Source organism: Pseudomonas sp. TE24901, assembly GCF_054058375.1.
Window position 1 is genome coordinate 432,724 of record NZ_JBSSAF010000004.1, and the last position, 24,213, is coordinate 456,936.

Below are 24,213 nucleotides of genomic sequence, written 5' to 3' on the forward strand. Positions count from 1 at the left end.
GGGATAGTGGTGCACGGAGGCTTGCTTACAAATCCCTAACACAGGTTTTTTCCTGACCGGTGCGTCAAAGCGTAGACTTCGCGGTCCTTGCGCTTCTATTGACCGGACATCTGTACGTGAACATCGCCACCACCGCCCTCTCCCGCCCCGCCCGCGTCAGCCGCGAGGTACGCAGCCTGCTGACCCTGGCCCTGCCCATCATGATCGGCCAACTGGCGACCACGGCCATGGGTTTTGTGGATGCGGTGATGGCCGGGCGCGTGAGCCCGCGTGACCTGGCGGCGGTGGCCCTGGGCAACTCGATCTGGATTCCGGTCTACCTGCTGATGACCGGCACCTTGCTGGCCACCACGCCCAAGGTCGCCCAGCGCTTCGGCGCGGGCACGTTCAACGAGATCGGGCCGTTGGTGCGCCAATCCTTGTGGCTGGCGTTGGTCGTGGGGGTGACCGCGTTGTTGATGCTGATCAGCGCCGAACCGATCCTGCACGCCATGAACGTCGACCCCGAGCTGATAAAGCCGTGCATGGCTTACCTGCATGGCATCGCGTCCGGCATGCCGGCCATCGCCCTGTATTACGTGTTGCGCTGCTTCAGCGATGGCCTGGGCCGCACGCGACCAAGCATGGTCATGGGCCTGTGCGGGTTGGCGCTGAACATCCCGCTCAACTACGTGTTCATCTACGGCCACTTCGGCGTGCCAGCCATGGGTGGCGTGGGCTGTGGCTGGGCCACGGCGATTGTGATGTGGGTGATGATGCTCGGCCTGGCCGCCTGGACCCGCTGGGCCCCGGCCTACCAGAGCAGTGAACTGTTCAAGCGTTTCGACTGGCCGCAATGGGCAGTGATCAAGCGCGTGCTGAGCATTGGCCTGCCCATCGGCATTGCGGTCTTTGCCGAGTCGAGCATCTTTGCGGTCATCGCACTGTTGATCGGCAGCCTGGGCGCCAACGTGGTGGCCGGGCACCAGATCGCACTGAACTTCAGCTCGCTGGTGTTCATGATCCCCTACTCCCTGAGCATGGCCGTCACGGTGCGCGTAGGGCAGGCACTCGGGCGTGGCGAACCGCGCCAAGCGCGCTTCGCAGCCGGGGTCGGCATGGGCACGGCGCTCACCTACGCCTGCCTGTCCTGCAGCCTGATGCTGCTGTTTCGCGAGCAGATCGCGGCGATCTACACCCCGGACCCGCTGGTGATCCACGTGGCGTCGATGCTGATTGTGTTTGCGGCGCTGTTCCAGTTCTCTGACGCGATCCAGGTGACCGCTGCCGGCGCCCTGCGGGGCTACCAGGACACACGGGTGACCATGGTGCTGACGCTGTTCGCGTACTGGGGCGTGGGATTGCCGGTGGGTTACGCCCTGGGCCTGACCGATTGGCTGGGCGCCGCCAGCGGGCCGAGCGGCCTGTGGCAGGGGTTGATCGTGGGCCTGAGTTGCGCAGCGGCGATGCTGGTGATTCGCCTGGCACGCAGCGCGCGTCGGCGGATTCGCCTGGAGCCAGCGCACGCCTGACGCCTCATCAGCGCTTATCGCTCCCTGTAGGAGCCCGGCTTGCCGGCGATGGCGTCTTTGAAATCGCCATCGCCGGCAAGCCGGGCTCCTACAAGGTTCAGGCGAGCTTCTTGCGAATCCAGTACAGGTACGTACCCGCCTGCTCCTGCTGATCCACCAGCTCGTGGTCCAGGAACACGCAAAACTTGGGAATATCGCGGCGGGTCGACGGGTCGGTGGCGATCACCTTGAGCAAGCCGCCTGGCGGCAGGTCACGGATGTGCTGGTGCAGCATCATCACCGGTTCCGGACAGTTGAGGCCGGTGGCGTCGAGGGTGGCGTCGACGGGTAGGTCAATACTCATAGTCACTCCTGAAACAGTCCCGCTCTTCTGTGGGAGCGGGCTTGCCCGCGATAGGGGCACATTCAACATAAATTTCGACTGTTATATACCGCTATCGCGGGCAAGCCCGCTCCCACATTTGATATCAGTGCTTTTTGGGGTTCTTCGCACTTTCAAGCCGACGCAGATGGCAGGTCACTTCCTCACGGTCGTGGTACAGCTGCTTGCAGCCAATCTCCACACGAATGCCGCGGGCCTTGAAGCCTTCTTCGATGCGTTCCAACAAGCGCTTCACTTCGGCATAACGCTGCTTCATCGGCAATTTCAGGTTCACCACGGCTTCGCGGCAATGCCCTTCCCCGATCCAGGTTTCCAGCAGCGCGGCGTTACGGGCCGGCTTCTCTACGATATCGCAGACCATCCAGTCCACTGGCTGCTTGGGCACGAAGGTGAAGCCGTCGGCCATCAGGTGCTGCACCAGGCCGGTGTCCATCAGGCTTTCGGCCATGGGGCCGTTGTCGATGGCGGTCACCAGCATGCCGCGATTGACCAGCTGCCAGGTCCAACCGCCCGGCGCGGCGCCGAGGTCGACGCCGGTCATGTCGCCGTGCAAGCGCTCATCCCATTGGTCGCGAGGGATGAAGTGGTGCCAGGCCTCTTCCAGCTTGAGGGTCGAGCGGCTCGGCGCTTCACGGGGGAATTTGAGGCGCGGGATGCCCATCGGCCACATCGCCGAGTTGTTCGACTCGGCCAGGCCCATGAACACTTCGCGGCCGCTCTTGAAGGTCAGCAGCAGGCGTGGCTTGCTCGGGTCGTCCACCAGCTTGCCGGCGTTGAGCAGGGCTTTGCGCAGGTGCACTTCGAACTTCTTGCAGAAGTTCGACAGCTCTTTGCCGTCGTTGGTGTCGACCATTTCCAGCCACAGGCTGCCGCACACCGGGAATTCGCGCAGGTGGGCAAGAATCACGCTGATGCGGTCGGTTTCCGGCAGGTCGATGAACACCCCGCGCGCCCATTGCCGTGGAAAGATCAGCTCGGCAAAACGCTGGCCGTGCATCAGGCGCTGGGCGCCGTCTTCTTCGGTGCAGACGAATTCGGCGCAGGCGCTGCCGGTCTTGGCCTTGGCGTAGCCGGAAACGTTCAGGCGCGCGGCGTGCTCCGCGATTTCGGAACAGACTTCGCCTTCAAAACCCGGGCGGCAGTGCATAAAAAGGGTGTTCATCAACTCTCCAAGTGAATCAACCGACCTTGCGCTGTCGCAATGCCTGTCATGAAAACCCGCGCATGATAACGGACTTCGGAACCTTGGACTCAACGATAGAGTCCAGTTATTAGCCTGCTAATGAAAACAGGGCTAAGTTGATAGCTCTGTTCGTCCCGTCAGGTCCGTAGCCGTGCGGACCATAAGGAGTCGTGTCATGTCATCGCTTGATAGCCTGAGAACCCTTAAGACCCTGCAAATAGACAGTAAAACCTACCACTACTTCAGCCTGCCCGAAGCCGCAAAGAGCCTGGGTGACCTGGACAAGCTGCCGATGTCCCTCAAGGTGCTGCTGGAAAACCTGCTGCGCTGGGAAGACAACAAAACCGTCACCGGCGCCGACCTCAAGGCCATCGCCGCCTGGCTCAAAGAGCGCCAGTCCGACCGCGAGATCCAATACCGCCCTGCCCGCGTGCTGATGCAAGACTTTACTGGCGTGCCCGCCGTGGTCGACCTGGCCGCCATGCGTGCCGCCGTGGCCAAGGCCGGGGGCGACCCGCAGCGCATCAACCCGCTGTCACCCGTGGACCTGGTGATCGACCACTCGGTGATGGTCGACAAGTTCGGCAGTACCAGCGCCTTCGAGCAGAACGTCGACATCGAGATGCAGCGCAACGGCGAACGCTACGCCTTCCTGCGCTGGGGCCAGAGCGCCTTCGACAACTTCAGCGTAGTGCCACCGGGCACCGGCATCTGCCACCAGGTCAACCTCGAATACCTGGGCCGCACCGTGTGGACCAAGGACGAAGACGGTCGCACCTACGCCTTCCCCGACACCTTGGTAGGCACCGACTCCCACACCACCATGATCAACGGCCTGGGCGTGCTGGGCTGGGGCGTGGGCGGTATCGAAGCGGAAGCGGCCATGCTCGGCCAGCCGGTGTCGATGCTGATCCCGGAAGTGATCGGCTTCAAGCTCACCGGCAAACTGAAAGAAGGCATCACCGCCACCGACCTGGTGCTGACCGTCACCCAGATGCTGCGCAAGAAAGGCGTGGTGGGTAAATTCGTCGAGTTCTATGGCGACGGCCTAGCCGATTTGCCGTTGGCCGACCGCGCCACCATCGCCAACATGGCCCCGGAATATGGCGCCACCTGCGGCTTTTTCCCGGTGGATGAAGTGACGCTGGACTACTTGCGCTTGTCCGGCCGCCCTGCCGAAACCGTCCAGCTGGTAGAGGCCTACACCAAGGCCCAGGGCCTGTGGCGCAACGCGGGCCAGGAACCGGTGTTCACCGACAGCCTGGCCCTGGACATGGGCAGCGTCGAAGCCAGCCTGGCCGGGCCGAAGCGCCCGCAAGACCGCGTGGCGCTGCCGAATGTGGGCCAGGCGTTCAGTGACTTTCTCGACCTGCAATTCAAACCCGCCAGCAAGGAAGAAGGCCGCCTGGAAAGTGAAGGCGGTGGCGGTGTTGCCGTGGGCAATGCCGACCTGGTGGGCGAAACCGACTATGAATACGACGGCCACACCTATCGCCTGAAAAACGGCGCGGTGGTGATCGCGGCGATCACCTCGTGCACCAACACGTCGAACCCCAGCGTGATGATGGCGGCCGGGCTGGTGGCGAAGAAGGCCGTGGAAAAAGGCCTGACCCGCAAGCCGTGGGTGAAAACCTCGTTGGCGCCCGGCTCCAAAGTGGTCACCGACTACTACAAGGCCGCAGGCCTGACCCCCTACCTCGATCAACTCGGTTTCGACCTGGTGGGCTATGGCTGCACCACCTGCATCGGCAACTCCGGGCCGTTGCCCGAACCGATTGAAAAAGCCATTCAGAAGGCCGACCTCGCGGTGGCCTCGGTACTCTCCGGCAACCGCAACTTCGAAGGCCGCGTGCACCCGCTGGTGAAAACCAACTGGCTGGCTTCGCCACCGCTGGTGGTCGCTTATGCGCTGGCCGGTACGGTGCGTATCGATATCAGCAGCGAACCGCTGGGCGAAGGCAAGGACGGCAAGCCGGTGTACCTCAAGGACATCTGGCCAAGCAGTAAGGAAATTGCCGACGCCGTGGCCCAGGTCAGCACCGGCATGTTCCACAAGGAATACGCCGAGGTGTTTGCTGGTGACGAGCAGTGGCAGGCCATTGAAGTGCCGCAGGCGGCGACTTACGTGTGGCAGAAGGATTCCACCTACATCCAGCATCCGCCGTTCTTTGATGACATTGCCGGGCCGCTGCCGGAAATCAAAGACGTCAAAGGTGCCAATGTACTGGCCCTGCTGGGGGACTCAGTGACCACCGACCATATCTCCCCCGCCGGCAACATCAAGACCGACAGCCCGGCCGGGCGCTACCTGCGTGAGCAAGGCGTGGAACCGCGTGACTTCAACTCCTACGGCTCACGCCGGGGCAACCATGAAGTGATGATGCGCGGCACCTTTGCCAACATCCGTATCCGCAACGAAATGCTCGGCGGTGAGGAAGGCGGCAATACGCTGTACATCCCGACCGGCGAGAAGATGGCGATCTACGATGCCTCAATGAAATACCAGGCCTCGGGCACGCCGCTGGTGGTGGTTGCAGGGCAAGAGTACGGCACCGGTTCCAGCCGTGACTGGGCGGCCAAGGGCACCAACCTGCTCGGGGTCAAGGCGGTGATCGCCGAGAGCTTCGAGCGGATTCACCGCTCCAACCTGGTGGGCATGGGCGTGTTGCCGTTGCAGTTCAAGCTGGATCAGAACCGCAAAACGCTCAAGCTGACGGGCAAGGAGAAGATCGACATCCTTGGGCTGACCGACGTGGAGATCGCGCCGCGGATGAACCTGACGCTGGTGATTACGCGGGAGGATGGCAGCCGCGAGAAGGTCGAGGTCTTGTGCCGGATCGATACGCTCAATGAAGTGGAGTACTTCAAGTCGGGCGGGATCTTGCACTATGTGTTGCGCCAGCTAATCGCCTCCTAAGCAACACTGCAAAACCAAATGTGGGAGCGGGCTTGCTCGCGAATGCGGTGGACCAGTCAAGTATGTATCAACTGACACTCCGCTTTCGCGAGCAAGCCCGCTCCCACATTTTTTGATTGTGTTTCAAATTAGCCGAACAGCCACTTCCACAGCAGCACCAGCACCACCACCGCCAGCACCGGCCGCGCAATGCGGTAGGCCTTGGGGTGTTTGCGCTTCCACTGCTTGACCCCACCACTGAACTTGTCGCTGAAGGTCTTGCTCCAGGCATAGGCCTGGTTGATCCCGCCGACACGTTCGTCGTCCAGGTTCTGCGGCGCGGTGGCGCGGCCCAGTTGCTGGCTGACCCAACGGTTGACGCGGGTCATCAGGCGGTTGCTCAGGGGGCGTTCGATGTCGCAGAACAGGATCACACGGGTCTGTTCGGTTTCGTTTTTCACCCAGTGCACGTAGGTTTCGTCGAACATCACGTCTTCACCGTCGCGCCAGGCGTAGACCTGGCCATCAACGAAGATGCGGCAGTCGTCGGAGTTTGGCGTGGACAGCCCCAGGTGATACCGCAGGGAACCGGCGAACGGGTCACGGTGCGGGTTGAGGTGGCTGCCACCCGGCAACAGCGCGAACATCGCGCCTTTCACGTTGGGAATGCTGCTGACCAACGCCACGGTTTTCGGGCACAGCGCCTCGGCCGAGGGCAGGGGTTTGTCGTACCACTTGAGGTAGAAGCGCTTCCAGCCCTTCTTGAAGAAGGAACCGAAACCGGCGTCGTTGTTCTTCTCGGCCGCGCGGATGTAACCCTCGTCGAACAGGTGCATGGCCTCTTCGCGGATCACTTCCCAGTTGTCCTTGAGCACATCCAGTTCCGGGAACTTGCTGCGGTCCAGGTAGGGCTTGGACGGCACGGCCGAAAACAGGTACATCAAGGCGTTATACGGGGCGAACAGCGCCGAATGGTTGACGAACTGGCGCAACATCGGCAAACGCGCCTTGCCGCGCAGGTGCACGTACAACGTGCTGCCGATAAACAACGCCAGCACTGACAGCTTGGCGGCCAAAGAAAAGGTCATGCAGCAACTCCTGAAAATAAGCGCCTGGCCAACAGCAGACGTAGCAGCCGGCCATGATAAACAGTTGGGCCAGTATGCAGAAGGCCTAAGGTATTGGCGCTGACATACATCAAGCCTGGTTTTCTTGATCGGTAAACAAATCGCTGAACAGCATGCTCGACAGGTAGCGCTCGCCGGAGTCCGGCAGCACCACCACGATGGTCTTGCCCTGCATTTCCGGCTTCTCGGCCAGGCGCACCGCCACGGCCATCGCCGCGCCGCAGGAGATACCGCACAGGATCCCCTCCTCCTGCATCAAGCGCAGGGCCATGGCCTTGGACTCGTCATCGGTGACCAACTCCACGCGGTCGACCATCGACAGATCCAGGTTTTTTGGCACGAAACCGGCGCCGATGCCCTGGATCTTGTGGGGGCTGGGCTTGATCTCTTCACCGGCCAGCGCCTGGGTGATCACCGGCGACACGATCGGCTCGACCGCCACCGAGAGAATCGGCTTGCCCGCAATGTGCTTGATATAACGCGACACGCCAGTGATGGTGCCGCCCGTGCCCACACCGGCAACCAGCACGTCGACCGCGCCGTCGGTGTCGTTCCAGATTTCCGGACCAGTGGTTTTCTCGTGGATCGCCGGGTTGGCCGGGTTTTCGAATTGGCCCGGCATAAAATAGGTGGCCGGGTCGCTGGCAACAATTTCTGCGGCTTTGGCGATGGCACCGGGCATGCCCTTGGCCGGCTCGGTCAGCACCAGCTCGGCGCCCAGGGCCTTGAGCACTTTGCGCCGTTCGATGCTCATGGACGCCGGCATGGTCAGCAGCAATTTGTAGCCACGGGCGGCAGCGACAAACGCCAGGCCAATCCCGGTGTTGCCCGAGGTCGGTTCTACAATGGTCATGCCGGGCTTGAGTTTGCCGGTGCTTTCCGCGTCCCAGATCATGTTGGCGCCAATGCGGCACTTCACCGAGTAGCCTGGGTTGCGTCCTTCGATCTTGGCCAGGATGGTCACGCCACGCGGGGCGATCCGGTTGATCTGCACCAGGGGCGTGTTACCGATGGAGTGCGCGTTGTCTGCAAAGATGCGGCTCATGACGGATCCTATTGGGCGGTTTCAGGAAGGCCCCAAGGGTATGCCTCGTGCTGCAACGCGTCCAGTCAGAGGAACGTTGCGCACCTCCCGGCAGTCCATCGCCTACCTGCATGGAGAACATCCGATGAAACGTCGCTACAGCTGGCCGCTATGGACCGTCGCCGGGCTGGTGGTGGTGCTGGTCGCCCTGGACCTCGCCCTGCCCTATCTGGTGCGCAACTACTTGAATGACAAGCTTGCCGACATGGGCGACTACCGTGGCCGCGTGGCCGACGTGGACCTGGCGCTGTGGCGCGGCGCGTACAAGATCAATGGCCTGGAGATTACCAAGGTCGATGGCAAAGTACCGGTGCCGTTCGTCAAGGCGCCGTTGATCGACCTGGCGGTGAGCTGGCCGTCGCTGATCAATGACCATGCGGTGGTCGCCAAGGTGCGTTTTATCAACCCCGAGGTGAACTTCGTCGATGGCGGCGCCAACAAGCAGGCGTCCCAGACCGGTAAGGGCACCGACTGGCGGGCGCAACTGGGCAAGCTGCTGCCGGTCACCCTCGACGAAGTGCGCATCGAAGACGGCAAGATCGCCTTTCGTAACTTCAGCTCCAAGCCACCGGTCAACATCAACGCCACGGCGGTTAACGCCAGCTTCTATAACCTGACCAACGTGGTCGACGTCAAAGGTAAGCGCGACGCCCGCTTCGAAGGCAAGGCCCTGCTGCAAGGCCAGGCGCCCCTGGAAGCCACGGCCACCTTTGACCCGCTGAGCAATTTCGAAAACTTCGAGTTCCGCTTTCGCGCCAAGGACCTGCAGCTCAAGCGCATGAACGACTTCGCCTCGGCCTACGGCAAGTTCGACTTCAAGGCCGGTACCGGCGATGTGGTGATCGAAGCCCAGGCCGAAAAAGGCCAACTGACCGGCTATATCAAGCCGCTGTTGCGCGACGTGGAAGTGTTCGACTGGCAGCAGGACGTGGAAAACAAAGACAAGAACATCTTCCGCTCGATCTGGGAGGCGGTGGTGGGCGCCAGTGAAACCGTGCTGAAAAACCAGAGCAAAAACCAATTCGCCACCCGCGTGGAGCTCAGCGGCAACGTGCATCAGCAAAATGTCAGCGCGTTCTCTGCATTTTTGGCGATTTTGCGTAACGGTTTTATCCAGGCCTTCAATGCACGCTACGAACAGCCCAAGCCCAGCACCGACTAAGACATCCCTATTATTTGTAGTGAGCGGGCTTGCCCCGCGCCACGCCAGACCAAACACCGCTCATTCGCTGGCGAAACCGGGCGTTTGGAGCGACGCCGCGCGGGGCAAGCCCGCTCACTACAATAATTGGGGTGGCGTGACCGGCCATTCAGAGACTGAATAACCCGTCTGCGTTCACAGTCGCCGGGGCTGCGCGGTATAGTCCGGGCATTGATGAATGCGAGGAAACACCGATGAAGTTCGAAGGCACCCAGGCCTATGTGGCTACCGATGACCTGAAACTGGCCGTCAACGCCGCCATCACCCTGGAGCGGCCGCTGCTGGTCAAGGGCGAGCCCGGCACCGGCAAGACCATGCTGGCCGAGCAACTGGCCGAGTCCTTCGGCGCCAAGCTGATCACCTGGCACATCAAGTCCACCACCAAGGCCCACCAGGGCCTGTACGAGTACGACGCGGTCAGCCGCCTGCGCGACTCGCAACTGGGCGTGGACAAAGTGCACGACGTGCGCAACTACCTGAAGAAGGGCAAGCTCTGGGAAGCCTTCGAGTCCGACGAGCGGGTGATCCTGCTGATCGATGAAATCGACAAGGCCGACATCGAGTTCCCCAACGACCTGCTGCAAGAACTCGACAAGATGGAGTTCTACGTCTACGAAATCGACGAGACCATCAAGGCCAAGAAACGCCCGATCATCATCATTACCTCCAACAACGAAAAAGAGCTGCCGGACGCTTTCCTGCGCCGCTGCTTCTTCCACTACATCGCCTTCCCCGACCGCACCACCCTGCAGAAGATCGTGGATGTGCACTACCCCGATATCAAGAAAGACCTGGTCAGCGAAGCGCTGGACGTGTTCTTCGACGTACGCAAAGTACCAGGCCTGAAGAAAAAGCCCTCCACCTCCGAACTGGTGGACTGGCTCAAGCTGCTGATGGCCGACAACATCGGCGAGGCCGTGCTGCGCGAGCGTGACCCGACCAAGGCGATCCCGCCCTTGGCCGGCGCCCTGGTGAAGAACGAGCAAGACGTGCAGTTGCTGGAGCGTCTGGCGTTCATGAGCCGTCGCGGTAATCGCTGATGCTGCTCAACCTGTTCAATGAGATGCGTGCCGCCAAGGTGCCGGTGTCGGTGCGCGAGCTGCTCGACCTGATCAACGCCCTGAAAATGCGCGTGACCTTCGCCGACATGGACGAGTTTTATTACTTGGCCCGGGCGATCCTGGTGAAGGACGAACGGCATTTCGACAAGTTCGACCGAGCCTTCGGCGCCTATTTCAACGGCCTGGAAAAGCTCGACGACCACTTGCAGGCGCTGATCCCGGAAGACTGGCTGCGCAAGGAATTCGAACGTTCGCTGACCGACGAAGAACGCGCGCAGATCCAGTCCCTCGGCGGCCTCGACAAGTTGATCGAAGAATTCAAGAAGCGCCTGGAAGAACAGAAGGAACGCCACGCCGGCGGCAACAAGTGGATCGGCACCGGTGGCACCAGCCCGTTTGGCTCCGGGGGCTACAACCCCGAAGGCATTCGCGTGGGTGACGCCGGCAAGCGCCAGGGCAAGGCGGTGAAGGTGTGGGACCAGCGCGAGTACAAGAACCTCGACGACGGGGTGGAACTGGGTACGCGCAATATCAAGATCGCCCTGCGTCGCCTGCGCAAGTTTGCGCGCCAGGGGGCGGCCGACGAGCTGGACATCGACGGCACCATTGACCACACCGCCCGCGATGCCGGTTTACTGAACATCCAGATGCGCCCGGAGCGGCGCAACACCATCAAGCTGTTGCTGCTGTTTGATATCGGCGGCTCGATGGACGCCCACGTGAAGATCTGCGAAGAGCTGTTCTCGGCGTGCAAGACCGAGTTCAAGCACCTGGAGTATTTCTACTTCCACAACTTCGTGTACGAATCGGTGTGGAAGAACAATCAGCGGCGCACCTCGGAACGCACCTCCACCCAGGACCTGCTGCATAAATACGGCGCCGACTACAAAGTGATCTTCATCGGCGATGCGTCGATGGCACCGTACGAGATCACCCAGGCGGGCGGCAGCGTAGAGCACTGGAATGAAGAACCGGGTTATGTGTGGATGCAGCGCTTCATGGCCAAGTACAAGAAGCTGATCTGGATAAACCCGTACCCGAAGGACACCTGGGGTTACACGGCGTCAACGGGAATTGTGCGCGAGTTGATTGAAGACCAGATGTACCCGCTGACCTTGCGGGGCCTGGAAGAAGGGATGCGCTTTCTTTCCAAATAGGCGGTGTGCTCACTGACGCTATCGCAGGCAAGCCAGCTCCCACAGGGGAATGCATTTCAAAGTTGGAATGCACTCCCCTGTGGGAGCTGGCTTGCCTGCGATGCTTTTAGCTGTTCAAAAATCGCTGGAGGAAATCGATGTGCTGCTGGTGCGCCGTCTCTTGCACCATCGGCGCCAACCGTACCTTCTCCCCCGGCAGACACTGCGCCAGCCGTGCCAGCGACAATGGCGTCAACGCCCCCAGGCGTGGGTAACCGCCAATGGTCTGCCGGTCATTGAGCAACACAATCGGCTGCCCGTCCGGTGGCACCTGGATCGCCCCCAGCGGGATCCCTTCGGAAATCAACGACGGCCCCTGATACTGCAACGGCGTGCCCAGCAGGCGCATGCCCATGCGGTCGGCGCGGCTGTCCAAGGCCCACTCGGTGTTGAAGGCATCGAACAGGCTCTGGCCGCTGAACTGGCCGATCTGTGCGCCGACAATCACGTCCAGCGGCGCCTTGGCCGGCAAGGCGTGGTCGCCCAACACCTTCATCGCGCCGCCCACCCCGGAATACGCCAGGTACCCGCCTTCGGCCAGCGCCTTGCCAAAACCATCCACCCCGCCCAGCTCTTCGCGCACAACCGTGGCGCTGCTGCCCAGCACCTGCGGCGCATCAAACCCGCCCGGCGCCGCCAAGTAGGCCCGCGCGCCGCTGAACGGCTGGGTAAAGCGCAAACGCTGACCCTTTTGCAGGATAAAACTGCGTCCGGGGCTGATGGCACGCTCGTCGATGTAGGCCCCCAAATCCGCGCCAGCCAGGGCCAGCAAGCAATACCCCTCGGCCTGCACGGTAAACCCGCCCAGGGTGATTTCCACCACCGGCGCATCCAGCGCGTTGCCCAGCAGCCAGTTGGCCCAGGACATCGACACCCAATCCAGCGCACCGCCCTGGGTGACACCCAAATGGCGTACCCCAAAGCGGCCGGCGTCCTGCAACAGGCACAGCGGCGTGCTGGCTTCGATTAATAAGCGGGTCATGCCTGCGCCTCCAACGGCGTGTCATCGCCACCTAGCCTGATGAATTCAGCGTGATCGACGGACTCGAAACGCACCGTGTCGCCCGGCTGCATCAGGCTGTAGCCGTCACGCTCACGGTCGAACAGCTTGGCTGGTGTGCGGCCGATCAGGTTCCAGCCGCCCGGCGACACCGCCGGGTAGGCGGCGGTCTGCCGTTCGGCGATGCCGACGCTGCCCGCCGCCACGCGTTTGCGCGGGGTATTGAGCCGTGGGGTGGCGAGGATTTCATCCACCAGCCCCATGAAGGCAAAGCCCGGCGCAAAGCCAAGGGCGAACACCTGGTATTCATGGGCACTGTGACGACGGATCACCTCGTCGATACTCAGGCCGCTGCGCTGGCTGAGCAGGGTCAACTCGGGACCGACACTCAGGTCATACCACACGGGCAACACGTGGCACTGGCCGCCACCTTGGGCCTGCGGTTGCAGGTCCGCGAGCGCCTGGTCAATCAGCCCCCGTGCCTGGACCGGGCTCAACGCGCTGAGGTCGTAATGCACCATCAGGGTGGTGTAGGACGGCACCAGGTCCACCAGCGCCGCGCCAAAGCCTTCGCGCAGGCGCCCCGTGGCGGCGAGCATCCACGGCATGTTGGCTTCGGCTATCACCTCAAACAGACGCACCATCAGGCAGTCGATGGCCACCACTTCAATCCGTGCCTTCATGCTGGCTTCAATGCCTCGCGGATACGCTTCACGGCGGCAATCGAGCTGGCGTTGTCGCCGTGCACACACAGCGTGTTGGCCTGCAGGGCCAGGTCGCTGCCATCGCTGGCAACCAGGGCTTCGCCTCGGGACAGGGTCAGGGCCTGCTGCACGATGGTGTCGGCGTCGTGGTGCACGGCGCCGGGCAACTGGCGCGAGACCAAATGCCCCTTGGCGTCATAGGCGCGGTCGGCAAACGCTTCGAACCACAGGGTCACGCCGTACTCGTCGCCCAGGGCCTGTGCCGCGCTGTTGTCGCGGGTGGCCAGCAGCATCAGCGGCAGGTCGCCATAGGCCGCCACGGCCTGGATCACCGCGCGCAATTGCGCCGGGTTGGCCATCATGTCGTTGTACATTGCGCCGTGGGGTTTCACGTAGCTCACGCGCCCACCTTGGGCACGGCAGATACCGTCGAGCGCGCCGATCTGGTAGTGCAGCAGGTCCTGGATTTCCTGGGGGGTGTAGGCCATGGAGCGACGACCGAAGCCTTGCAGGTCCTGGTACGCCGGATGCGCCCCTACTTGCACACCGTGCTTGAGCGCCAGGCTGACGGTTTTGCGCATGATGCTCGGGTCGCCCGCATGGAAGCCGCAAGCCACGTTGGCGCAATCGATGAACGGCATGACCTCGGCGTCCAGACCCATGGTCCAGTTGCCAAAGCTTTCGCCGATGTCGCAATTCAAAAGCAGACGGCTCACGGTAGTTGCTCCTGTAGGCTTTATTTTTTGTAGTGTGGGATTTTTTACGCAGAACTCGCAACTTGTCCTGACACCCCCACGACGCTTATCGTGGAATGGCTCGATTTTTGGCGTTTGCCCGGTGCGGCGTCCAACTAATAAAAACCGATCCATGCATAAGAAAAGTTGATCCCATGAATTTGAAGTTCCTCGAAACCTTCGTCTGGGTGGCCAAGCTCAAGAGTTTTCGCCTGACCGCCGAGAAGCTGTTCACCACCCAGGCGTCGATTTCCAGCCGCATCGCCGTGCTCGAAAGCGAACTGGGGGTGAAGCTGTTTCTGCGCGACTCGCGGGGCGTGAGCCTGACCCCGGAAGGCGTGAAGGTGCTCGATTACGCCGAGCAGATGATGGTGACCATGCAGGGCCTCAAGCAGTCCCTGGAGACCACCAGCAGCAAGGTCGGGCGCATTCGGATCGGCGTCATGGACACGGTGATCCATACCTGGCTCAGCCCGTTGGTGGCGGAACTGATGGACCATTTCCCCCTGGTGGAAATCGAACTCGTCGCCGATACCGCACTCAACCTCAGCGATCAGCTGCAAAAAGGCTTCCTTGACCTGATCCTGCAGACCGACCTGCTGCGCCTCGAAACCGTGCGCAGCCTGGAGCTGGCCAGCCACCCCATGGCCTGGATCGTCGCCAGCCAATCGATCTACCACCGAGACTACGCGTCCCTCGCCGAACTGGCCCAGGAACGCATCATCACCTACTCGAAAAACTCCCACCCGCATCAGGACGTGCTTAGCCTGATGCAGGCCAACGGCGTGGCCGCGCCCCGGATGAGCTGTGTGAATTCGGTGTCGGCGATTACCCGGTTGTTGCGTGATGGCTTCGGGATCGGCGCGCTCCCGCCGGTGCTGGTCATGGAGGAACTGGCGCGAGGGGAATTGGTGATGCTGCCGATGGAGCAACGTTTGCCGAACTTGCAGGTGGTGGTGTCGTGGCGCGTGGGGGTGGAGTTGGTGGAGGAGATTGTCGGGCTGTGCCAGAGGGTCGTCGCCCGCTATGCCGAAGAAGTCGGCCCAGCGCGGATGCTACTGGCAAAACCCGATTAACCCTGTAGGAGCCTGGCTTGCCGGCGATAGCGGATATCAGCAGTCAATGTGAGAGCTGACCCACCGCCATCGCAGGCCAGCCAGCTCCCACATTTGATCCGAGGTGTACTTACAATCCCTTCAGGTCACGCTCTTCGATCGGCCGGCTCTGGCGCAGGCGCTTGCCGCCCAACACTACCCAGTCGATCAGGCGGAACAGGCATTCAATGCCGAACGACAACAGCATCGCGCCGCCCAGGCCCCAGCCCATGGCCTCTGGCGTCAGCAGGATCTGATAGCTGTAGCCGTTCCAGGTTTCCAGGCGGATAGCCGGGTCGGCCGCCACGGCCACCTGCAACGCGCGGATGTACCACGGGCCTTGCATGGCCTGGAATTGCTTGTCGAGCACCAGTTGGCGGTCGAGTAACGAACCCAGGCTGTTGGCATCGCTGCGAAACACCGGGTCATCGCTGGCCCGGTAATGCGCCACCAGGGCCTGCAAGTCACCGTTGAAGAACTGCTGCGCCGTGGCATCAAACCCACGCAAGTTGGTCTGGGCCTCGATCAGGTGGGCTTCGACACGCTTGGCGTAGTCATTGATAAACCCCGGCACTTGCACGCCGACCAACAAACCAATGGCAAACAGCACCAACCGCAGATAGCTGAGCAACATGGGCGATATCCTTACTCGGTGATGCCCTGGCTGACGCATTCACCGCGTCGCCACAGGCTCCATTGGCCCGGTTCGTAGCGGGTCCAGTTTTCGTTGTCGGTCAAAGGTTCGGTGGCAATCACCGTCACCACGTCATTGGGGGTGGTTTCGGCCTGAAAATCGACGATCACGTCGACATCTTTCAAGCGCGCGGGACCAAACGGTGCACGCCGGGTAATCTGCGCCAGCTTGGTCGAGCAATAGCAGAACAACCAGTCGCCGTCGCTGAGCAGGCAGTTGAACACACCTTTGCTGCGGTATTCGGAACAGGCGGCGATCAGGTCCGGCAGCACGTGCTCGATGTCCACCGGCTCTGGAAACGCCTCGCGGACACGGTTGAGCAAGTCGCAGAACGCCGCTTCGCTGTCGGTATCGCCCACCGGGCGGTAGAAGGTGGCGCGGGCGTTGAAGTCCGCCAACTGGCCGTTGTGCGCAAAGCACCAGTTGCGGCCCCACAGTTCGCGCACAAACGGGTGGGTGTTGGACAGGCACACTTTGCCCACGTTGGCCTGGCGGATATGGCCAATCACCACTTCGCTCTTGATAGGGTAACGCTGCACCAGCAGTGCCACTTCCGACTCGCTGCTGGCGGCCGGGTCCTGGAACAAACGCAGACCACGGCCTTCATAGAACGCGATGCCCCACCCATCCCGGTGGGGGCCGGTGCGCCCACCGCGCTGCATCAACCCGGTGAAGCTGAACACGATATCGGTGGGGACGTTGGCACTCATGCCCAATAATTCACACATGCCAGGGCTCTCGCTGCAACGTTAAAGGCGCGGTTCAACCCGCATGCCGCTCACCGGGGCCGGGCGACGGAAAGGTTCGTCATCTTCCTGCGGCTCGGCGGCCAGGGCAGCGTCAGCCGCGGCCTTGCGCTCACGACGGGCCTTGGCGGCGCGTTCGATGGGCCAGCGGATCAACACAATCACCAGGTACACGCCAAACGCGATCATCGTGTACATGAACAAGTCGGAGATGGCCCGCCAGGCGTTGTTGCCGACCTTGAGCACCAGGTCCAGGGCGGTAATCGCCACGGCCGGGGCAAACTGGGTCTTGACCGGGTCGACGATGGTCGGGCTGAACAACAGCACCGCCATCAGCAATTGCAGCGGCTCGCGCAACCAGCGCCAGATCCAGCGGGTCATGCGCCACCACACCAACAGGCAGCCCAAAGCGGCGAAGGCGTAAAGGCCCCAAGCGGTCAGATAGTCGTTCTCGGTCATGGTGTCCATGGCAAGGTAGGCAAACAGGCCGCTATGATAACGGCTTTTCGGTGTCTCGGCTGCAATGCCGGCCACCTTCCGCCAGATAGAGAATAATCCATGCCTACATCGCTCGCCCCGATTGCCCGCAAGGCCGAAGGCCCAGACCCGTATGCCTGGCTCCAAGAGCGTGACAGCAGCGACGTCCTCGATTACCTCAAGGCCGAAAATGCCTGGCAGGAGGCTCAGCTCGCCGACCAGCAAGACCTGCGCGAAACCCTGTTCGAAGAGATCAAGGGCCGCATCCTGGAGACCGACCTGTCCCTGCCCTCCCCCTGGGGCCCGTACCTCTACTACACGCGCACCACGGCCGGCGACGAATACGCCCGCCACTACCGCTGCCGCCGCCCCGCCGACGACAGCAACACGGTGGACGACAGCAGCGAAGAACTGCTGCTGGACCCGAACGTGCTGGCCAATGGCGGCTTTTTTTCACTGGGCGCGTTCAGCATCAGCCCCGACCATCAGCGCCTGGCCTACAGCCTGGACACCAGCGGTGAAGAAATCTTCACCCTGTACGTGAAGGAGTTGGCCACCGGCAAGGTCAGCGAACTGGAGTTTGAAAACTGCGACGGCAGCATGACCTGGGCCAACGACAGCCTGACCCTGTTCTTCGGCGAACTGGACGACACCCACCGCCCGCACAAGCTGTATCGCTATCGCCTGGATGGCACGGCGGCGCAGGAAGTGTTCCATGAGCCGGACGGACGTTTCTTCCTGCATTGCTACCGCTCCAGCTCCGAGCGCCAATTGCTGCTCGCGCTGGGCAGCAAGACCACCAGCGAAATCTGGGCCCTGGACGCCGAGCAGCCGCACCTGGACTTCACCTGCCTGGCGCCACGGGTCGAGGACCATGAATACGATGTCGACCATGGCCAGTTGAATGGCGCGTGGACCTGGTTCATCCGCAGCAACCGTGATGGCATCAACTACGCCTTGTTCGTGGCGACCGACATTGGCGACGTGCCGACCGAAAGCGAATGGCAGAACCTGATTCCCCACAGCGATGAGGTGATGCTCGACGGCGTCAGCCTGAACGCCAGCGCCATGACTCTGAGCCTGCGCATCGGCGGCCTGCCGGTGATCGAAGTGCACCCCGAGGGCAAATCGGTGTATCGCGTGGAATTGCCCGACGCTGCCTACAGCCTCTACGTACAGAACAGCCTGGAATTTGCCAGCAACAAGATCCGCCTGCGCTACGAGGCCCTGAGCCGCCCGGCCCAAGTGCGCCAGCTCGAACTGGCCAGCGGCGCGCAGCAGGTGCTCAAGGAGACGCCGGTGCTCGGCGTGTTCAACGCCGACGACTACGTCAGCCAGCGCCTGTGGGCCACGTCGGTCGATGGCACCCAGGTGCCGATCAGCCTGGTGGTCAAGCGCGACCACCTCGGCAAGCCAACGCCGCTGTACCTGTATGGCTATGGTGCCTACGGTTCAAGCCTCGACCCGTGGTTCTCCCACGCGCGCCTGAGCCTGCTGGACCGGGGCGTGGCGTTTGCCATCGCGCATGTGCGCGGCGGCGGCGAGCTGGGTGAAGCCTGGTACCGCAACGGTAAGCAGGCACACAAGCAGAACACCTTCAGCGACTTCATTGCCTGCGCCGAACACCTGATTGCCCAAGGCCTGACCACCTCCCAACAACTGGCCATCAGCGGTGGCAGTGCCGGTGGCCTGCTGATCGGTGCGGTGCTCAACCAGCGCCCGGAACTGTTCCAGGCGGCGATTGCCGAGGTGCCGTTCGTCGACGTGCTCAACACCATGCTCGACCCGGAGCTGCCGTTGACCATCACCGAGTACGACGAGTGGGGCAACCCCGAAGAACCCGAGGTGTATGCGCGTATCAAGGCCTATGCGCCGTATGAAAACGTCAGCGCCCAAGCCTACCCGCACCTGCTGGTGATTGCCGGCTACAACGACAGCCGCGTGCAGTACTGGGAAGCGGCCAAGTGGGTGGCCAAGCTGCGCGACACCAAGACCGACGACAACCTGCTGCTGCTCAAGACCGAACTGGGCGCCGGCCATGGCGGGATGAGCGGTCGTTACCAGGGATTACGTGACGTAGCGCTCGAATATGGATTTGTGTTCAAGGCGTTGGGGCTGAGTTAAGGAACTTAGTGCGGCGGTCCTGTCTGAACACACAGACCGCCTACCTGTTTGATGGACCCAGATTGCAGCCATGCCACAACCGACCTTACTGAATAACGAAATCCGCGACATGCTGATGGACTGCGGGCTGTTTGACCCGCTGCTGCCGGAAGATTTTCATGTGGCTGCGGGCTACTTCAATATCAGCAGCATTGCCCGCGATGAAGTGATCTTCCTCGAAGGCGATGCCGGCACGTTCATGTGCATCATCCATAGCGGCCAGGTGGCCGTGCAGAAAACCCATCACGACGGCCAACGCGTGACCATCGCCACCCTGCGCAGCGGTCGGGCCTTCGGCGAAATGGCGGTGCTCGACGGCGAGCGCCGTTCAGCCAGTTGCGTGGCCGCCATTGAGTGCGTGCTGTTGAACCTGGGCAAGGACTCCCTGGAAAAAATGCTCAACGAAGCGCCCAGGGTCGCCGCCAAGATCATCCGTGCCATCGCCATTGCCCTGTCCAAGCGCCTGCGCATGGCCGACGGGCAACTGTTGTCGCAACAGTTTTAACCGCCCGGGGTCTTTGGCTTGCTGTCGTTCTGCAGCAGGCCCGGCACGGTTTGATCTTTAGGCGGCGTGGGCAACACGATGGGCACCAGTGCCGGTGAACCGTTGGCCGTGGCCTTTGGCGCGACCGGCGGGGTGACTTGTGGGTACAAGGTTGGGGTCGGCGTGCCCGGGGCGCCTGGGGTTGGCGCGGGTGCGACCGGCACGCTTTGCACCTCTTGAGCCTGCGCCGCACCCAATGTGAGCGCGCCAAGCACAATGACCGTTAGAATGCTGCACTTCATCGATGGCTCCATGGCCTGACCGGAATGTCGTAAGGCTACTCCCAACCGCGCAAGAATGCCCTTCCCAATGAGATTTCCATGAAACGTTTCGTTCTGCTGGACACCACCCCGATCCCCGACAACGGCGGTGCCTTGTGCCTGTTCGAATACGGTGAGGATTTTGTCATCAAGATCCAGGGCGGTGACGGCGGCCAGTTGATGAACACGCGCATGCACGGTTCCGAAGACGCGCTGGCGGAAATCCCCTGCCGCAAGGTTGCCGGGCGCCCGGGTTCAAGGGTGTTGATCGGCGGGCTGGGCATGGGCTTTACCCTGGCGTCGGCACTCAAGCATTTGGGCAAGACAGCCGAGGTGGTTGTCGCTGAATTGGTGCCGGGCGTGGTGGAGTGGAACCGTGGCCCCCTGGGAGAAAAATCCGGTCGGCCACTGCTGGACCCACGCACCGTGATCCGCATGGAAGACGTGGCCAAGGTGCTGCAAACCGAGCCCCAGGGGTTTGACGCGATCATGCTGGACGTGGACAACGGCCCCGAAGGCCTCACGCAAAAGGCCAACAGTTGGCTCTACTCCGCCGGTGGCCTGGCGGCCTGTGCCAAGGCCTTGCGCCCCAAGGGCGTGTTGGCCGTGTGGTCGGCCAGCGCCGACAAACTGTTCAGCGACAAACTGCGCAAGGCGGGTTTCAAGGCCGAAGAAGTGCAGGTGTTCGCCCATGGCAACAAGGGCACCCGGCATACCATCTGGATCGCCGAGAAGCTCAAAGGCTGAACACGATTCACCAAACACCACAGGTCCCGTGTGGGAGCGGGCTTGCTCGCGAATGCGGAGCATCAGCCACCAGATGTGCCGGCTGACACAGCGTATTCGCGAGCAAGCCCGCTCCCACATTTCGTCCTGCCTCAGTTTCGGGATTTGCGGTAATCGATCACGTACGGCACTTTTTTGTCGAAGGTCTTTTCCAGTTCATCCCGGTCCAGCTGGGTCATCCCGCCCAGTTGATGGGCGGTGAACCCGCTGTCCCCCACCTGCGAACCCGGCGCCAGGCTGACCATGCGCTTGGCGACTGCCTCGATGGCGTCCTTGTAGCCGCCCTTCTTGCCCAGGTTGTACGCGCTCAGGTCGATCTGGGTGCGCAGCCAGTTACCCCAGTAGAACTCCAGGAATTCCGGCGCAATCGCGCCATCGTCCGGCTTGCCGTAGGCCGCCTTGCGGGTGAAGTACACCAGGCTGCGGAAGGTGTCGTCCTGCAGGTTCTTGAAGCCCAGGTGCGCCGGCAGTTGCTCGGGTGGCAACGTCTGGCCCCGGTTGTCCTTGAGCCACACCTTGCGCGCGGCCTCCATGCGGTGCCAGAAGGTGGCCATGTCCGGGCTGTTGCTGAAGTCGTCCGTCACTTTCACCCACATTTTCAATTGCGGGCCACCACCGGGCACTTCCCACAGGGTGGTGAAGCTGTGGTGACCATCGGTCAGGTACAGCTGGCCGGCCGGACCGACCACCACGGTTTTCATGTCGTCGGGGTGGGTGCCCACCGGGTCCTTGCAGGTGAAACTGTCGGGTGTGTGCAGGTCGGCTTTTTTCGGCACCTTGTCAGCGCTGCCCTGGCCATTGGTTTCGCAGTACTCGTCGAAGACCTTGGCCGGTTTGTCGGCGAACAGGCCCAGGCTGTAGTAGATCTGGTCAAACCCCACCACGGCCTGGGTGGGGTGCAGCTGGTCGAGGGCCACCTCGATCACCTGGCCGGGCTTGGGCGTGGAAAACGCCTGGGCCTGGGCGGTAACAGCACACAGCAGTAACGCAACAATCCATGAAGGCAGACGCATGAGTTTCAGATCCTTATCTGTAAAGTGAAGCAGTCAAGTGCAGCGCAAGCGGCTAGAATCAACCCTGTCCGTGAACCCAAAATAGCCAGGAGCCATGATGAGCTCGACCAACCCGCCCTCCCACACCGCCAAGCTGGACCGCATCCTTGCCGATGCCCAGCGCGACCGGGAAATGGGCTACCGCGACAAAGCCTTGAAGATGTACCCCCACGTGTGCGGCCGCTGCGCCCGTGAGTTCTCAGGCAAGCGCCTGAGCGAACTGACGGTACACCACCGCAACCACAATCATGATGACAATCCCCAGGATGGCTCCAACTGGGAGTTGCTGTGCCTGTATTGCCACGACAACGAGCACTCGCGCTACACCGACCAGCAGTACTTCGGCGACGGCTCCACCAGCAGCCCGACGATTGCCAAGGCCACGCATAACCCGTTTGCGGCGTTGGCGGGGTTGATGAAGAAGGACGCCTGAAGGCTCTTCATCGCCTGTTCTGACCTCATCGCAGGCAAGTCGAATCGTCGCACCGCAGCTCCCACAATTGGAATGCGTTCCCTTGTGGGAGCTGGCTTGCCTGCGATAGCGATCGCCCTAGTCCTCCTCAAAGATCGCGACTGCCCGCACAAATCCGGCCGACGCGTGTTTGATCTTGTAGGGAAAACACGACACCTCGAAACCGAAGGCCGGTAGCGCTTCCAGGTTGGCGAGTTTTTCCATCTGCCCGTAGCCAATATCGCGCCCGGCCTTGTGCCCTTCCCAGATCAACGAACTGTCGCCGGTGGCGGCAAACCGCGCGCGGGTGTGACTGAACGGTGCGTCCCAACTCCACGCGTCGGTGCCCACCACGCGCACGCCGCGCTCCAGTAGATAAAGGGTGCCTTCCCGACCTATGCCCACGCCCGCATCGAGATAACCCGGCTGCCCGAACAACGCGCCGGCACGGGTGTTCACCAGCACGATGTCCAGCGGCTGCAGCACGTAGTCGATGCGCTTGAGTTCGGCCTCTATCTCGGCAGCGGTCACTACGTGCCCGTCCGCGAAATGCCGAAAATCGAGTTTCACTCCCGGTCGCAGGCACCAGTCCAGCGGCAACTCATCAATGCCATAGGCGGGCTTGCCGCCGTCGGTGGTGGACGCGTAATGCCAAGGCGCATCCATGTGCGTGCCACTGTGGGTGGTGATGTTCAGGCGTTCTGCGGCCCAGGCCTCCTGGCCCGGCATGTCTTCGATGCGCAGGCCCGGGAACATTGCCAGCAACTCTGCTTCCCCGGCTTGATGATCGATGTATTCGATTTTTGGCAGTAACGGCGGTGGGTCGGTGTAGGGGTTGTTTTCGAGGACGACGGATAAGTCCACCAGGCGACGTTGGCGCGCACTCATGAAGAAGCCTCCACCACACGTTGGTCGATGGCGCCGAACACCGACTGGTCGTCGCCGTCCAGCGCCTCGATGCGAATGCGGTCGCCAAAGTTCATGAACCCGGTCAGCGGCTTGCCATGCTCGATCATCTCGATGGCGCGACGCTCGCTGATGCACGCCGAACCTGCCGCACAGTCAAGGTTGGACACGGTACCTGAGCCGATAATGGTCCCGGCACGCAAACGCCGGGTGCGCGCGGCGTGGGCGATCAGGTCGGCAAAGCTGAAACTCATTTCGGCGCCATTCGGTGAGCCGAACCAATTCTGGTTCCACGTGACGGTCAACGGCAAGCACACGCGCCCGTTGCGCCAGGCACTGCCGAGTGCGTGCGGGGTAACGGCCACAGGCGAAAAACTCGACGAGGGCTTAGCCTGCAAAAAACCGAAGCCGGTGCTCACCTCATGCAGCAGAAACCCGCGCAGGCTCACATCGTTGACGAGCAACACCAGCCGCACGTATTGCAACGCCTGCTCGACAGGGCAGCCCATCGGCACTTCGTCGAGGATCACCGCAAACTCTCCCTCAAAGTCGATGTTGTGATTCACCTCCGGCAACGGCACGTCATCCCTCGGGCCGAGGAAGTCATCGCTGGCGCCCTGGTACATCAAGGGGATGCGTTCGTCTTTCATCGGCGCCAGGTCAAAGGCCTTTTGCAGCAGGTGCGCATGATTGAGAAACGCCGAACCATCACACCACTGATAGGCTCGCGGCAGCGGCGCAGCGGCAGCGACCGGGTCAAAGGCAAACGCCTCGGGCACCTGGCCCTGGTTGAGTGCTTGATATTGCTGGCTCAAGACCGGCTCGGCGTGTGCCCAGTTTTCCAGGGCTTGCTGCAAAGTGGTGAACGGCTGCGCGATCACGGCTTGGCGCAAGTCCCGGGAGACCACCACTAACTGGCCGTCACGCTGGCCATTTTTTAACGTAGCGAGTTTCATCGGTG

24 protein-coding genes are annotated in these 24,213 nt (G+C 62.0%); 10 read left to right on the plus strand and 14 right to left on the minus strand.

Annotated elements, in window-relative coordinates:
* Positions 1-116: 116 nt before the first annotated feature.
* The gene (locus ACVWVP_RS10815; RefSeq protein ID WP_259173453.1) at positions 117-1,511 is read left to right on the plus strand and encodes an MATE family efflux transporter; all 1,395 of its coding nucleotides are present in this window, start codon (positions 117-119) and stop codon (positions 1,509-1,511) included.
* Positions 1,512-1,608: 97 nt separating this feature from the next.
* On the opposite strand, the gene tusA is transcribed toward ACVWVP_RS10815, so the two are convergent.
* On the minus strand, positions 1,609-1,854 hold the full coding sequence (tusA, locus tag ACVWVP_RS10820; RefSeq protein WP_218647059.1) for a sulfurtransferase TusA: 246 nt from the start codon (positions 1,852-1,854) through the stop codon (positions 1,609-1,611).
* Between the two features lie 124 nt (positions 1,855-1,978).
* On the minus strand, positions 1,979-3,055 hold the full coding sequence (gene rlmM / locus ACVWVP_RS10825) for a 23S rRNA (cytidine(2498)-2'-O)-methyltransferase RlmM (RefSeq protein WP_457405734.1): 1,077 nt from the start codon (positions 3,053-3,055) through the stop codon (positions 1,979-1,981).
* A gap of 196 nt (positions 3,056-3,251) precedes the next feature.
* On the opposite strand from rlmM, the gene acnA reads away from it, so the two are divergent.
* Complete coding sequence (gene acnA / locus ACVWVP_RS10830) at positions 3,252-5,993, plus strand: aconitate hydratase AcnA (protein WP_457405737.1); 2,742 nt, start codon at positions 3,252-3,254, stop codon at positions 5,991-5,993.
* Positions 5,994-6,121: 128 nt separating this feature from the next.
* Here the strand turns inward: acnA and ACVWVP_RS10835 are convergent, their stop codons facing one another.
* Both ACVWVP_RS10835 and cysK read right to left on the minus strand, forming a co-directional pair.
* The gene (locus tag ACVWVP_RS10835) at positions 6,122-7,060 is read right to left on the minus strand and encodes an aspartyl/asparaginyl beta-hydroxylase domain-containing protein (RefSeq protein ID WP_259173455.1); all 939 of its coding nucleotides are present in this window, start codon (positions 7,058-7,060) and stop codon (positions 6,122-6,124) included.
* A gap of 109 nt (positions 7,061-7,169) precedes the next feature.
* Complete coding sequence (gene cysK / locus ACVWVP_RS10840) at positions 7,170-8,144, minus strand: cysteine synthase A (RefSeq protein WP_259173456.1); 975 nt, start codon at positions 8,142-8,144, stop codon at positions 7,170-7,172.
* 124 nt (positions 8,145-8,268) lie between these two features.
* Between cysK and ACVWVP_RS10845 the strand changes: the two genes are divergently transcribed.
* From ACVWVP_RS10845 to ACVWVP_RS10855, 3 genes are all read left to right on the plus strand, one after another.
* The gene (locus ACVWVP_RS10845) at positions 8,269-9,345 is read left to right on the plus strand and encodes a DUF748 domain-containing protein (protein ID WP_457405739.1); all 1,077 of its coding nucleotides are present in this window, start codon (positions 8,269-8,271) and stop codon (positions 9,343-9,345) included.
* A gap of 233 nt (positions 9,346-9,578) precedes the next feature.
* Entirely contained in the window at positions 9,579-10,424 is an 846-nt protein-coding gene (locus ACVWVP_RS10850) for an AAA family ATPase (protein WP_034112447.1), read from the plus strand.
* Entirely contained in the window at positions 10,424-11,602 is a 1,179-nt protein-coding gene (locus ACVWVP_RS10855) for a vWA domain-containing protein (RefSeq protein ID WP_176995322.1), read from the plus strand. Before ACVWVP_RS10850 ends, ACVWVP_RS10855 begins: the two co-directional genes overlap by 1 nt.
* 106 nt (positions 11,603-11,708) lie before the next feature.
* Here ACVWVP_RS10855 and ACVWVP_RS10860 read toward each other — a convergent pair whose 3' ends face one another.
* From ACVWVP_RS10860 to ACVWVP_RS10870, 3 genes are read right to left on the minus strand one after another with little or no spacing between them, the layout of a single operon-like run.
* The gene (locus tag ACVWVP_RS10860; RefSeq protein WP_178921535.1) at positions 11,709-12,623 is read right to left on the minus strand and encodes a 5-oxoprolinase subunit C family protein; all 915 of its coding nucleotides are present in this window, start codon (positions 12,621-12,623) and stop codon (positions 11,709-11,711) included.
* Entirely contained in the window at positions 12,620-13,324 is a 705-nt protein-coding gene (locus ACVWVP_RS10865) for a 5-oxoprolinase subunit B family protein (RefSeq protein ID WP_457405743.1), read from the minus strand. The genes ACVWVP_RS10860 and ACVWVP_RS10865 overlap by 4 nt, the downstream gene beginning before the upstream one ends.
* The gene (locus tag ACVWVP_RS10870) at positions 13,321-14,061 is read right to left on the minus strand and encodes a 5-oxoprolinase subunit PxpA (RefSeq protein ID WP_178921539.1); all 741 of its coding nucleotides are present in this window, start codon (positions 14,059-14,061) and stop codon (positions 13,321-13,323) included. Before ACVWVP_RS10870 ends, ACVWVP_RS10865 begins: the two co-directional genes overlap by 4 nt.
* 173 nt (positions 14,062-14,234) lie before the next feature.
* On the opposite strand from ACVWVP_RS10870, the gene ACVWVP_RS10875 reads away from it, so the two are divergent.
* The gene (locus tag ACVWVP_RS10875) at positions 14,235-15,155 is read left to right on the plus strand and encodes a LysR family transcriptional regulator (RefSeq protein WP_259173461.1); all 921 of its coding nucleotides are present in this window, start codon (positions 14,235-14,237) and stop codon (positions 15,153-15,155) included.
* A gap of 109 nt (positions 15,156-15,264) precedes the next feature.
* On the opposite strand, the gene ACVWVP_RS10880 is transcribed toward ACVWVP_RS10875, so the two are convergent.
* From ACVWVP_RS10880 to ACVWVP_RS10890, 3 genes are read right to left on the minus strand one after another with little or no spacing between them, the layout of a single operon-like run.
* The gene (locus tag ACVWVP_RS10880; protein WP_178921544.1) at positions 15,265-15,807 is read right to left on the minus strand and encodes a DUF2937 family protein; all 543 of its coding nucleotides are present in this window, start codon (positions 15,805-15,807) and stop codon (positions 15,265-15,267) included.
* Positions 15,808-15,818: 11 nt separating this feature from the next.
* Positions 15,819-16,595, minus strand: a complete 777-nt coding sequence (locus tag ACVWVP_RS10885; RefSeq protein WP_457405747.1) for a class II glutamine amidotransferase — start codon at positions 16,593-16,595, stop codon at positions 15,819-15,821.
* A 21-nt stretch (positions 16,596-16,616) separates the two neighbouring features.
* A complete protein-coding gene (locus ACVWVP_RS10890; RefSeq protein WP_178921546.1) occupies positions 16,617-17,147 on the minus strand; it encodes an MFS transporter in 531 nt (176 codons plus the stop codon).
* A 24-nt stretch (positions 17,148-17,171) separates the two neighbouring features.
* Here ACVWVP_RS10890 and ACVWVP_RS10895 point away from each other — a divergent pair, with 24 nt between their 5' ends.
* Complete coding sequence (locus ACVWVP_RS10895) at positions 17,172-19,214, plus strand: S9 family peptidase (RefSeq protein WP_457405750.1); 2,043 nt, start codon at positions 17,172-17,174, stop codon at positions 19,212-19,214.
* Positions 19,215-19,284: 70 nt separating this feature from the next.
* Positions 19,285-19,758 (plus strand): cyclic nucleotide-binding domain-containing protein, encoded by a 474-nt coding sequence (locus ACVWVP_RS10900; protein WP_457405752.1) that lies wholly within the window; start codon positions 19,285-19,287, stop codon positions 19,756-19,758.
* Here ACVWVP_RS10900 and ACVWVP_RS10905 read toward each other — a convergent pair.
* Positions 19,755-20,039 carry a hypothetical protein gene (locus ACVWVP_RS10905; protein ID WP_176995312.1) on the minus strand — a complete coding sequence of 95 codons (285 nt, stop codon included), beginning with the start codon at positions 20,037-20,039 and terminating at the stop codon, positions 19,755-19,757. The two genes, ACVWVP_RS10900 and ACVWVP_RS10905, sit on opposite strands and share 4 nt — an antisense overlap.
* 78 nt (positions 20,040-20,117) lie before the next feature.
* On the opposite strand from ACVWVP_RS10905, the gene ACVWVP_RS10910 reads away from it, so the two are divergent.
* Positions 20,118-20,804, plus strand: coding sequence for a spermidine synthase (locus ACVWVP_RS10910; RefSeq protein ID WP_178921551.1), 687 nt, complete (start codon positions 20,118-20,120; stop codon positions 20,802-20,804).
* 131 nt (positions 20,805-20,935) lie between these two features.
* Here the strand turns inward: ACVWVP_RS10910 and ACVWVP_RS10915 are convergent, their stop codons facing one another.
* Entirely contained in the window at positions 20,936-21,856 is a 921-nt protein-coding gene (locus ACVWVP_RS10915; RefSeq protein ID WP_457405754.1) for a ParB/Srx family N-terminal domain-containing protein, read from the minus strand.
* 97 nt (positions 21,857-21,953) lie between these two features.
* Here ACVWVP_RS10915 and ACVWVP_RS10920 point away from each other — a divergent pair, with 97 nt between their 5' ends.
* Positions 21,954-22,328, plus strand: coding sequence for a YajD family HNH nuclease (locus ACVWVP_RS10920; protein ID WP_178921553.1), 375 nt, complete (start codon positions 21,954-21,956; stop codon positions 22,326-22,328).
* A gap of 117 nt (positions 22,329-22,445) precedes the next feature.
* Here ACVWVP_RS10920 and ACVWVP_RS10925 read toward each other — a convergent pair whose 3' ends face one another.
* On the minus strand, positions 22,446-23,234 hold the full coding sequence (locus tag ACVWVP_RS10925) for a cyclase family protein (protein ID WP_178921554.1): 789 nt from the start codon (positions 23,232-23,234) through the stop codon (positions 22,446-22,448).
* Positions 23,231-24,208 (minus strand): fumarylacetoacetate hydrolase family protein, encoded by a 978-nt coding sequence (locus tag ACVWVP_RS10930; protein ID WP_259173468.1) that lies wholly within the window; start codon positions 24,206-24,208, stop codon positions 23,231-23,233. Before ACVWVP_RS10930 ends, ACVWVP_RS10925 begins: the two co-directional genes overlap by 4 nt.
* Between the last annotated feature and the right edge of the window lie 5 nt (positions 24,209-24,213).